The following is a 12317-nucleotide window of genomic DNA, read 5'->3' as shown; positions in this document are numbered from 1 at the left end:
TTAAAATGAAAAAAAGCAGAAAAAAACGAACTATATTTTATTTATTTTTTTTATACAAAGCTAAATACGAATAAAAAAAGCGACCGGCAATAGTACCAGTCGCAACCTATCCTATGCAAACTCAACTCTTGGAGATAGAGAGGAAAACTTATTGTATTCCTTGATAAACAATAATTCAACTGTTCCCCGTGCTCCACTTCTGTTCTTTTCAATAATCACTTCAATGACATTATTGTTTTGCGGCTCTTCACCGCCATCCTCTTCGTCACCTTCACGTTGATAGTAATCGTCTCGATAGAGAAATGCAACAATGTCTGCATCTTGCTCAATAGATCCAGATTCACGAATATCACTTAAAACTGGACGTTTATCTTGGCGTTGTTCCACCCCTCGTGATAATTGAGAAAGCGCAATAACTGGAACTTTTAATTCTTTGGCTAATTTCTTCAATTGCCGAGAAATCTCAGAGACCTCTTGTTGACGGTTTTCTCTTCCTGTACCTTCAATCAATTGCAAATAATCAATCAATATCAAACCCAAATTCCCTTTTTCCTGTGCTAATTTACGACAACGTGCTCGAATCTCGGAAATTTTGATTCCAGGTGTATCATCAATATAAATACTAGCATTCGATAAACTTCCCATGGCCACGATCAAATTGCGCCACTCTTCTTCTGACAGTTGACCGGTCCGTAAATGGCTGGCTTCAATAGATCCTTCCGCACATAGCATTCGATTGACTAATGATTCTGCACCCATCTCTAAGCTGAAGATGGCGACAGAACGATCTGTTTTTGTTCCTACATTTTGTGCTATATTTAGTGCAAAAGCTGTTTTACCAACAGCAGGACGTGCTGCTAAAATAATTAGCTCTTCTTTTTGAAGTCCAGCTGTCATTTTATCTAAAGCTGCATAGCCAGTAGGCAATCCGGTAATTTCTTCGTTATTTTGCGCTAACTGATCAATATTTTCAATTGTTCGATTTAACACATCAGCAATAGACTGAAATCCGTTGCTATTTCTTTTTTCTGAAACCTCTAAAATGCTTTTCTCTGCTTGATCGACAATCGATTGAACATCTTCATCTTGTTCAAACCCCTTTGTCACGATACGACTAGCGGTTTGAATCAAGTTGCGTAAAGTCGCTTTGTCGTCCACGATTTTTGCATAATAAGCAATACTAGCGGCCGAAGGAGAAGCTTGGCTAAGTTCTGTTAAATAAGTAAGCCCGCCGATATCTTCCAGACTATTACTTTTTTCTATTTCTGCTTTCAATGTGATTAGGTCGATGGATTCATTACGATCATTGAGTTGAATCATCGCTTGAAAGATAATCTGATGGCTGCGCCGATAAAAATCTTGTGGTTCAATAATTTCCATCGCATCAATAATTGAATCCGCGTCTAAAAAGATTGCTCCTAAAACCGCTTGCTCAGCTTCAATGTCTTGAGGCGGAATTTGATTTTGCCATACTTCATTCATGACTTTCGCTCCTAATCTAGTGTTCATTTATTCTACAGGATATCAAATCAAAGCACAAGAGAACCTCGATTACAAAAATATCCGCTTAAAAAATCCCAACATTTTACTGTTGGGAAACTTTTTATTCTTGTACCGTTTGGACGGTAATTGTAGCAGTTACTTTAGAATGTAATTTGACGGGCACCTTTGTATAACCTAATGCCCGAATGGGTTGTTCTAACTCAATTTTCCGCTTGTCCAATTTTATACTATATTGTTTGTTCAAAGCATCAGCAATTTGTTTTGATGGAATAGAACCAAACAATCGACCATCTTCTCCTGCTTTCGCTTTAATTCTAACAACTGTTTCTTCCTTTTCAAGGACTGTTTTTAGTTCTTCAGCCTCCGCCAGTAATTCCGCTTCATGTTTTTCTTGTGCTTTTTGTTTTCCTTTTAATTCGGCCATGCTTTCATTATTAGCTGGTTTAGCTAAGTTGTTTTTAATTAAGAAGTTTTGTGCATACCCATTTGGTACATCCTTAATATCTCCTTTTTTTCCTTTTCCTTTAACATCTTGCAAGAAAATAACTTTCATCTGTGGTCACTCCTCATTCTCTTTCTAACTTGTTAAGTTCTTGAATTAACATTTTTTTGACTTCATCCAAGCTTTTATCCTTGATTTGAGTAGCTGCATTTGTGAAGTGGCCTCCTCCACCAAGTGCTTCCATTAAAACTTGCACGTTGATTTTGCCAGTGCTTCGAGCACTAATACCGATCAACTTACTAGGCTGCCTTGTGATCACAAAAGCAGCATGAATCCCATTGATTGATAAAAGCGTATCCGCTGCCTTAGCGACTGTCACACTGTCATATACTCGTTTATCATCAGCTACTGCGATAACGATATCTTCTTTGTAATGTTTGCTTTTAGAAACTAGTTCACTAATCATTAAATAGGAATCTAAATCCGTACTAAGCATATATTGAACAAGTGAAGTATCCGCACCTTGATTTTTGAGGTATCCAGCTATATCAAAAGTTCTACCAGTTGTTCGAACAGAGAAATTCTTTGTATCGACATAAATTCCCGCCAATAAAGAAGTAGTGATAAATTTGGGAATTTGTGTTTTGCGAGTAGAACGATATTGTATCAACTCAGCGACTAACTCTGATGCCGAAGATGCTGTTGATTCAATATAAGTCAACAACGGCTTATCTGGAAACTCATCTCCGCGACGGTGATGATCAATTACAGCAATTTTATCAAATACATCATAAACTTTTTGTGAGATTGACATAGACGGTTTATGATAATCAACCATTACTAAGACACTTTCCTCATTGGATAAAGTTACAGCTTCCTCACCTGAAATAACAATTCGTTCTAAATCAGGATATTTCTTCAATTCTTCTAATACCCGTTCAATATCCGCAGTAATTTCTTTAGGATTTAAAATGATGTAACATTCACGTTCACTCATCATTGCCATATAAGCAACTCCAAAGGCTGCACCTAAAGCATCCATATCAGGGTACCTGTGTCCCATGATAAATACCTTTTTATTATCAGCAAATATTTTTTTTAATGTAGTACTCATAGCCCGAGAGCGAACACGAGTTCTCTTAGGCGTACCATCTGTATTCCCCCCAAAAAACTGTGGTTTTGCTTCTTCATCAGCTTTCTTCAGTACCACTTGATCCCCACCACGTACCAAGGCGATATCTAAATTATTTTGAGCTACTTCGCCTATTGTCTCTAGCGATTCTTCTCCGTAAGAGATTCCCATACTAATGGTTAAGGCTAAGTCATTCTTTTCAGCAATATTACGAACACGTGTCAAAAATTCAAAATTCCCTTTTTTCATCTTCTCAATATCTTCAATCTTGGCAACAAAAAGAAAGCGTTCAGAATTAATCCGCTTATAAAAGATATGATTTTCACTGGCCCAATCTGAAATCAGCGTCGTGATCAAAGAGTTCAAGTAGGATATTTGTTTGTCATCTTTTTTGTCAATTAGATCATCATAGTTATCAATTGAAATAAGTCCGATTGCTGACATAATTTAACTCCTCAATAAACTGCTATAGAAATATTAAACACTTTTATATTTTACCACATCTTATACGAATAAGCGATTTCCTAAATAAAGTTTCACGTGAAACTTTATTTAGGAAACCACAAATCAAATACCAGCAAAGATTTTTTCGTTATTTAAAGATAGAATTAAATAACGAATATACTAAATTTTTTAGCAATAGTATATACAAAAAAAGTTGACAACTGTCAAAAACAGTTGTCAACTTTTGAATAGTAAAAATTATTCTTCGCCTACAAATGGAAGTAATCCCATGATACGTGCGCGTTTAATTGCAACAGTTAGTTTACGTTGGTTTTTAGCCCCTGTACCTGTTACACGACGTGGCAAAATTTTTCCACGTTCAGAAATGAAACGTTTTAACAATTCTGTATCTTTATAATCGATGTGTTCGATATGATTTGCAGCAATATAGTCTACTTTGCGACGTTTACGTCCGCCTCTTCTTTGTTGTGCCATTCTATTTCCCTCCTATCAATTTATTAGAATGGTAAATCATCGTCTGAAATGTCAATTGACGAGTTTCCGAATGGATCAGAATTATCTCGATCAAAGTTAGGCATTCCTGATGGTTGAGAGGATTGATTTTGATTTGTGCTATTGTTTCCGAATCCAGAAGAACCACTAGTATTATACGAAGTATTTCCACCGCTTTCGGTAGTGCGTCGTTGTTCAGAAGCATTTCGAGATTCTAACAATTGAAAATTGTCTGCTACAACTTCAGTTACATATACACGTTGTCCTTGTTGATTGTCATAAGAACGTGTTTGGATTCTTCCAGTCACACCAAGTAATGTACCCTTACGAGCATAATTAGCCAGTGTTTCTGCAGGTTTTCTCCAAATCACACAATTGATGAAATCAGCTTCACGTTCTCCACTTTGGTTTGTAAAATTACGATTTACAGCCAATGTAAAAGACGCGACGCCAGTGCCGTTAGCAGTGTATCGTAAATCAGGATCTTTGGTTAATCTTCCTACTAATACAACATTATTAATCAAAGTTCATCATCTCCTCATCGCTTTGTTTCATGTGAAACAATTTTATTCTTCTTCTTTGACAATCATGTGACGGATAATATCGTCATTGATTTTAGCAAGACGGTCAAATTCATTGATTGCACTTGCATTTGATGGAGAAGAAACTTTAACGATGTGATAGATACCCTCACGGAATCCATCCATTTCATACGCTAGACGGCGTTTTTGCCAATCTTTAGACTCGATAACTTCAGCTCCGTTATCTGTCAAGATCGTGTCAAAACGTGCGATCAATGCAGATTTTGCTTCTTCATCAATGTTTGGACGAATGATGTATAAGATCTCATATTTCGTATTTTCCATTGATTATTCACCTCCCTGTGGTCTTAGGCCCCTAGTATATTCTAGGAGCAGAGAGAGTCGCCTGATTAGACTACTCACAAATACCAATTATACATTTTTTTCATCCATAATACAAGATTAATTTTTTGACTTTTGACAGTAAAATTGCTTGCATCAATAAGTACGCACAAAATATTTTCATTTATTAAAAAAACTCCAACAACATCGTGTTGGAGTTTCATTACTATTCATCATTCTGACTTTCAGAAGATATTTCTTCTTCTGTTTCAGAAACTTCCGGATCTACAGTGGCCATCGTGACTACTTTCGCTCCGTTTTCCATCTTCATTAAGCGAACGCCTAAAGTTGCACGTCCAGTTTGAGATACTGTTTCAACGTTAAATCGGATAATGACACCTTTGTCTGTAATTAGCATGATATCTTCTTTGCCTGAAACTGTAGTCAATCCAGCTAACGGTCCATTTTTCGCAGTAATATTCGCAGTTTTTATTCCTTTACCACCACGCCCTTTTATTGGGTATTCTGAACCTTTTGTACGTTTTCCGTAGCCATTCTCTGTGATAACTAATACTTCACTATCTTCTTTGATCACAGAAGCGCCGACAACATAGTCATCTTCTCTTAAACGGATGCCTCGAACGCCTGCAGCAGTTCGTCCCATATCTCGAACCAGCTCTTCTTTAAATGTAACTGAATAGCCATTGTGTGTACCAATAATCATCACATCTTGCCCATTGGTTTCTACTACATTAACTAATTCATCATTTTCGCGTAACCCAATAGCAATCAATCCATTGGCCCGAATATTGGAGAAAGCAGTAACTGATGTACGTTTTACTATACCTAGCCGTGTCGTGAAGAACAGATAACGTCCTTCTTGAGGTCCTCCAGAAGCAGAGATAATCGCTTCGATGCGTTCGTTTGAATCAATACCTAAAAGATTGATCACAGGAATACCTTTAGCAGCTCGTCCGTATTCAGGAATTTCGTATCCTTTAGCTTTATAAACTTTCCCCATGTTAGTAAAGAAAAGTAAAGTATCATGAGTTGAACAAGAAATCAACGTTTTAACAAAGTCTTCATCGTGAATCCCCATGCCTTGAACACCACGACCTCCACGACGTTGAGCTCGAAATTCAGAATTTGCTACTCGTTTGATATACCCATTATTTGTCAGCGTAATGACAATTTCTTCTTCTTCAATCAAATCTTCATCTTCAAGACTCAATACTTCTCCAACAAGTAATTCTGTTCGGCGCTCATCACCAAAGCGTTGACCTAATTCTTGCAATTCTGTTTGGATAATTTCTAAAACTCGCTGAGGATTAGCTAAAATATCTTTTAAGTCAGCAATCAATTCCAACAAACTTTGATATTCATTTTCAATCTTGTCTCTTTCTAATCCTGTTAAACGACGCAAACGCATATCTAGAATCGCTTGCGCTTGTCGATCTGATAGACTGAAACGTTCCATCATTGTGTTTTTTGCTTCATCATCTGAATTAGATGCTCTAATCAATGCAATGATTTCATCAATATGATCAAGAGCAATCCGTAATCCTTCCAAGATGTGAGCACGTGCTTCTGCTTTGTTTTTGTCAAATTGAGTACGACGCGTTACTACCTCTTGTTGATGCTCGATATAATTTTCTAAAATTCGTTTCAAACTTAAAATTTTTGGTACGCCTTTTTCAATCGCCAGCATATTAAAGCCAAAAGATGATTGAAGAGCCGTCATTTTATAAAGGTTGTTCAAAATAACTGAAGCACTAACGTCACGACGAACATCGATCACAATACGCATACCTTCTCGAGAAGATTCATCGCGCAAGTCCGTAATACCTTCGATACGTTTGTCTCGATGAAGTTCTGAAATCCGCTCAATTAATTTTGCTTTATTGACCATGTACGGCAATTCGGTGACTAGAATTCTTTCTTTACCATTAGGCATCTCAGTAACTTCAACTTTTCCTCGTACCGTAATGGACCCTTTACCTGTCTCATAGGCCCGTCGAATACCTGATTTACCCATAACTAGGCCGCCCGTTGGAAAATCAGGTCCGGGCAAAACTTCCATCAATTCATTCGTTGTTACTTCAGGATTTTCCATTAGCAGCTCAATAGCCGCAATTACTTCATTCAAATTATGTGGTGGAATGTTCGTTGCCATACCTACCGCAATACCTGTTGTACCATTGACTAAGAGATTAGGAAAACGAGCAGGCAATACTGCAGGTTCTCTTTCAGTATCGTCGTAATTACTTTGAAAATCGACGGTATCTTTATTAATGTCTCTTAGCATTTCCATTGCTAATTTGCTCATGCGGGCTTCAGTATACCGCATCGCGGCAGCACCATCACCATCGACTGAACCAAAGTTACCATGACCATCCACTAACATATAACGATAACTAAACGGTTGCGCCATCCGCACCATTGATTCGTAAATCGCACTATCACCATGAGGGTGATATTTACCCATTACATCACCGACGATACGGGCTGATTTTTTATGAGGTTTGTCTGGTGTAACCCCTAATTCATTCATTCCATATAAAATTCTACGATGAACTGGTTTTAGTCCATCTCGAACATCTGGCAAGGCCCTTGCAACAATAACACTCATCGCATAATCGATAAAGGACTCACGCATTTCACTTGTCAGATTGACATCATGAATATTTTGTTTTGCTTCACTCAAGCTATTTCCTCCTTTACGATTGGCTAGATATCAAGATTTTTAACATAATGTGCATTCTCTTCAATAAAGGCACGCCTTGGTTCTACACGATCGCCCATTAGCATTTCAAAAATTTGATCTGCTTCAATTGCATCGTCTACACTTACACGGAGCATCATCCGGTTTTCCGGATCCATTGTTGTTTCCCAAAGCTGATGGTCATCCATCTCACCTAAACCTTTGTATCGTTGAACACTTGGTTTAGGCGTTGCAGGCAATGACTCGATTGTATTCTTCAAATCTTGTTCTGCGTTTTTGCCTGGTTGGATATAATGGATATTTTTTCCTTGTTTTACCCCATAAAGTGGTGGTTGAGCAATATAAACATATCCAGCTTCAACAATTGGTCGCATATAGCGATAGAATAAAGTTAATAGCAATGTTCGGATATGTGCGCCATCGACGTCGGCATCAGTCATAATTACTAATTTATGATAACGTGCCTTAGAAACATCAAAGTCTGCTCCAAATCCTGTGCCCATCGCTGTAAATAGTGAACGGATTTCTTCATTTGCCAAAATTTTATCCATGCTTGCTTTTTCGACATTTAAAATTTTCCCTCGAATAGGCAGAATCGCTTGGAATTCACGACTTCGTCCTTGTTTAGCTGATCCTCCAGCTGAGTCTCCTTCGACAATAAATAATTCGCATTTCTCAGGATCATTACTTGAACAATCTGCTAGCTTACCTGGCAGATTACTAATTTCAAGAGCACCTTTACGTCGAGTCATCTCACGCGCACGCTTAGCTGCTTGACGTGCTTTAGAGGCTAACAGTCCTTTTTCAACTACTTGGCGCCCAACTGCTGGATTCTCCATCAAAAATTTTGTGAAATGTTCTGAAAATAAACGATCAGTTACAGTCCGCACTTCTGAGTTCCCTAATTTTGTTTTTGTTTGTCCTTCAAACTGAGGATCTGGATGTTTGATGGAAATAACCGCTGTAAGACCTTCTCGAACATCTTCACCTGTTAGATTCTCATCATTTTCTTTCATTAGCTTAGATTTACGTGCATAGTCATTGATAACCCGAGTCAAAGCTGTCTTGAATCCAGACTCATGTGTACCACCTTCATACGTATGAATATTATTAGCAAAACTTAGCAAATTGTTATGATAGCTATCTGTGTATTGTAGAGAAACTTCAACCGTGATGCCCTGTTGTTCCCCTTCAAGATAGATTGGTTCAGGAAAAATAACTGTCTTACTTGCATTTAAGTGTTCAACGTAGCTTTTAATTCCGCCGTCATAATGATATTCCTTCAGAACAGGATGTTCTTCTCGTTTATCTTCAATTGAAATTTTTAAGCCGCGATTCAGAAAAGCTAATTCTCGAACACGTGTAGCCAACTTATCAAAGTTAAAAACAGTAGTTTCTGTAAATATTTCAGGATCCGGTACAAAGTGAACAGTGGTCCCATGACGATCTGTTTCACCAATCACTTTTAGATCTTCGACAACAGCTCCCCGATGGTATTCTTGATAATAAACTTTGCCTTCTTTGAATACTTTAACATCTAATGTGGTAGATAATGCGTTTACCACTGAAGAGCCTACCCCATGCAAGCCTCCTGAAACTTTATATCCGCCACCGCCAAATTTTCCCCCTGCATGAAGAATAGTAAATACGGTTTCAACAGCAGGTCTGCCAGTTTTTGCTTGAATATCTACAGGAATTCCCCGACCGTCATCGACAACAGTAATACTATTGTCTTCTTCGATAATTACTTGAATCGCTGTAGCAAAACCAGCAAGTGCTTCATCAATCGAATTATCTACGATTTCCCACACAAGGTGATGGAGCCCTTCTGAACTGGTCGATCCGATATACATTCCTGGACGCTTGCGTACCGCTTCTAAACCTTCTAAGACTTGAATCTGACTGGCGTCATATTCTTTGGCACGTTCAACTAAACTTTTTTCTTCTTCTGTCATTCAGTCTATTCTCCTTTTATGTGTCCTTTGTCTACGTAAAAAATCTCTGCTTCAACAGACATTTTATCTTTTACATGTTCAAGTGTGGTTGTAGTAATAAATGTTTGTACTTTTCCTTCAATTGTTTCTAGTAAGTGTAACTGACGAGAATCGTCTAATTCACTCATGACATCATCTAACAAAAGAACCGGATATTCTCCCGTTTCTTCTTTCATCAAATCAATCTCTGCCAATTTTACACTTAATGCAGTGGTTCGCTGTTGACCTTGGGATCCGAATGTTTGAACATTCCTATCATTGATTAAAAAGTTGAGATCATCTCGGTGTGGACCCACTAGAGAAATCTGTCTCATTTTTTCACGTGTTTTCACTTGATCCAGTGCATCTTTGAATTGTTGTTGAACTTGTTCTAGAGATGCACTTACAGTACCAACACTAGACAAGTATTCTATTTGTAAAACTTCTTTTTCATCACTTATTTTTTGATGGAGTTGATTGGCCCAAAATGCTAATCGTTTTACAAAACGTTGTCGTGCAAAAATGATCTTGCTGCCAAATTCAATCAATTGTTCAGTCAACACAGTGAGATAGAGCTCATCATTTTGCTTTTTTTCAAATAATTGCTTCAAATACTGATTTCGCTGTTTCAAAACACTTTGATATTGCACAAGATCATACAAATAAATCGGATCAATCTGTCCAATTTCCATATCGATAAATTTTCTTCTTACTTGAGGACTTCCTTTAACAAGTGAAAGATCTTCGGGGGCAAAAAGAATTACATTCAATTGCCCTATGTAACTACTAAGTTTTTTTTGCTCAATATGATTGACTTTCGTTTTACGACCTTTTTTAGTTAAAAATAATTCTAATGGTATGGTAGAATGCCCTCGAGACACAGCTCCGCTAACTTGAGCCTCAGCTGTATCCCAACGAATCAACTCTTGTTCACTTGTAGTTCGATGACTTTTTGTCATCGCTAAAACATAAATACTTTCTAAAACGTTGGTTTTTCCTTGAGCATTCTCGCCTAAAAAAATGACAAGATTTTTATCGAAAGATAACTCCAAAGATTCATAGTTGCGATAATTATTTAGCTGAAGATTATTCAGACGCATCTGAGGCTTCCTTCTTTACCATAAAAAAAGTACCCTCATCAGGTATCTCAATCCTCATTCCCGCATATAATTTGCGGCCTCGTCTATTCTCTGGCTCTCCGTCTACAAGTACCGTATGTTCAGCTAGGAACCATTTTGCTTGTCCTCCACTGCTGATTACGCTGACTTCTTTCAACATTTGTCCTAACGTCATATATTCAGTTTCTAAAGGTATTTGCATTTTCATATTATCCCTCGATTCTATAGAAGAACGTATACCATTATTATACTCTTTTTTAAGGAATAAAACAAATTTATCCGTATAATTTTCATTCTGAGAAGTTTTGATTGTTTTAGATAAAAAATAAGCAAAAACAAAAAGAAGGGCTTAAAATCGATTTTAAGCCCTTCTAAACTATTTTTGTATTTTCAGACGTTTGTTTCATGCATTTACAATAAACATGAAAAATTCTAATTTGTGCGGACTGGTGTAATCAATTGAATAAAGCTTCCTTGACTTTCAGTTGGTTCCAAAGTGAATGGTCTGATAGCAGAAATAAAGCGAATCGTGATGCTTGTATCTCCAAAAGCTCTTAGAGCCGCCTTCATGTAATCAGGATTGAAAGAGATTTCCAATGGTTCTCCTGAAACTTGCTCGTAGGATAGATCTTCTTCTACTTTACCAATCTCAGGAGAATTCCCATATAAAATAACAGAATCTTCATTTATTGACAAACGAACAATGTTATTTCTTCCTTCATGTGAAAGTAAAGATGCGCGTTCGATGGCTGACAACAATTCTGGAACTGAAAATTCAATTTCTGTGTTAAAGCTTGATGGTATCAATCGATTTGTATCTGGGTAAGTCCCTTCTAATAGGCGTGAATAGAACTTCATTGTATTGGTTTGGAACAATACTTGATTATCCATGATACTGATTTGAATAGCTTCTTCTTCATCTGTTAAAGAACGGGACAATTCAGTCAAACTTTTCCCAGGAATAACGATGTTGAAATTCGCTTCCCCACTTTCTAATGGAATTACTCGTTGACTTAATCGATGGGAATCTGTAGCTACAGCTAATAATTTCTTATTTTCAAGAACAAAATGAACACCGGTTAGAATTGGACGACTTTCGTGCTGTGAAACAGCAAAAACTGTTTCGTTAACAATTTTATTTAGAATGTGAGCAGGAACTTCGATGCGATCTTGACTTTCGACAACTGGTAAATGTGGATAACTATCAGCATCTAATCCATTTACAGTAAAGTTAGCTTTCCCTGAAGTTATTGCTACTTGGTTATTTTCTATCACTTCCAGCGTAACAGTATTATCCGGTAAGCGACGAATGATTTCACTAAAAAATCGTGCTTGTAAAACAATTGCTCCTGTTTGTTCAATTTTCATTTGAACTTTTTCTTTCTCTACGCTTAAAAAAGTCTCAATTGAAATATCAGCATTACTTCCTGTCAGAGTTAAACCTTTATCAGTTAGAACTAATTTAACACCTGTAAGGATCGGTATGGTTGTTTTTGATGAAATGGCACGTTGAACGGTTTGTAATTCTTGCATGAACTCTGTTCGATTTAAAGTTACTTTCATTAGGAGCACTCCTTTTATTTATAGTTATTAAATAAGGTAATAGT

At 37.1% G+C, this 12317-nt stretch carries 11 protein-coding genes; all 11 read right to left on the bottom strand.

Annotated elements, in window-relative coordinates; translation table 11 throughout:
- Window positions 1–111: 111 nt before the first annotated feature.
- Window positions 112–1482 carry a replicative DNA helicase gene (dnaB, locus tag ACTFWY_RS11745; protein ID WP_003129256.1) on the bottom strand — a complete coding sequence of 457 codons (1371 nt, stop codon included), beginning with the start codon at window positions 1480–1482 and terminating at the stop codon, window positions 112–114.
- A 121-nt stretch (window positions 1483–1603) separates the two neighbouring features.
- Window positions 1604–2056, bottom strand: a complete 453-nt coding sequence (gene rplI, locus ACTFWY_RS11740) for a 50S ribosomal protein L9 (protein ID WP_003129255.1) — start codon at window positions 2054–2056, stop codon at window positions 1604–1606.
- Window positions 2057–2069: 13 nt separating this feature from the next.
- The gene (locus tag ACTFWY_RS11735; protein ID WP_003129254.1) at window positions 2070–3521 is read right to left on the bottom strand and encodes a DHH family phosphoesterase; all 1452 of its coding nucleotides are present in this window, start codon (window positions 3519–3521) and stop codon (window positions 2070–2072) included.
- Between the two features lie 258 nt (window positions 3522–3779).
- The gene (gene rpsR, locus ACTFWY_RS11730) at window positions 3780–4016 is read right to left on the bottom strand and encodes a 30S ribosomal protein S18 (RefSeq protein ID WP_003129253.1); all 237 of its coding nucleotides are present in this window, start codon (window positions 4014–4016) and stop codon (window positions 3780–3782) included.
- A 23-nt stretch (window positions 4017–4039) separates the two neighbouring features.
- Window positions 4040–4558 carry a single-stranded DNA-binding protein gene (ssb, locus tag ACTFWY_RS11725; RefSeq protein WP_003129252.1) on the bottom strand — a complete coding sequence of 173 codons (519 nt, stop codon included), beginning with the start codon at window positions 4556–4558 and terminating at the stop codon, window positions 4040–4042.
- A gap of 42 nt (window positions 4559–4600) precedes the next feature.
- A complete protein-coding gene (gene rpsF / locus ACTFWY_RS11720) occupies window positions 4601–4900 on the bottom strand; it encodes a 30S ribosomal protein S6 (protein ID WP_003129251.1) in 300 nt (99 codons plus the stop codon).
- 223 nt (window positions 4901–5123) lie between these two features.
- Entirely contained in the window at window positions 5124–7601 is a 2478-nt protein-coding gene (gyrA, locus tag ACTFWY_RS11715; protein ID WP_081131863.1) for a DNA gyrase subunit A, read from the bottom strand.
- A 23-nt stretch (window positions 7602–7624) separates the two neighbouring features.
- Entirely contained in the window at window positions 7625–9574 is a 1950-nt protein-coding gene (gyrB, locus tag ACTFWY_RS11710; RefSeq protein WP_003129249.1) for a DNA topoisomerase (ATP-hydrolyzing) subunit B, read from the bottom strand.
- Window positions 9575–9579: 5 nt separating this feature from the next.
- Window positions 9580–10692 (bottom strand): DNA replication/repair protein RecF, encoded by a 1113-nt coding sequence (gene recF, locus ACTFWY_RS11705; protein WP_439926921.1) that lies wholly within the window; start codon window positions 10690–10692, stop codon window positions 9580–9582.
- A complete protein-coding gene (yaaA, locus tag ACTFWY_RS11700) occupies window positions 10679–10918 on the bottom strand; it encodes a S4 domain-containing protein YaaA (RefSeq protein ID WP_003129246.1) in 240 nt (79 codons plus the stop codon). The genes recF and yaaA overlap by 14 nt, the downstream gene beginning before the upstream one ends.
- A gap of 224 nt (window positions 10919–11142) precedes the next feature.
- Entirely contained in the window at window positions 11143–12273 is a 1131-nt protein-coding gene (gene dnaN / locus ACTFWY_RS11695) for a DNA polymerase III subunit beta (protein ID WP_003129245.1), read from the bottom strand.
- Between the last annotated feature and the right edge of the window lie 44 nt (window positions 12274–12317).

This window comes from Enterococcus sp. 125944, assembly GCF_051909435.1.
In the GTDB taxonomy this organism is placed as follows: domain Bacteria; phylum Bacillota; class Bacilli; order Lactobacillales; family Enterococcaceae; genus Enterococcus_D; species Enterococcus_D gallinarum.
This window is presented reverse-complemented; position numbering and strand designations above follow the sequence as displayed.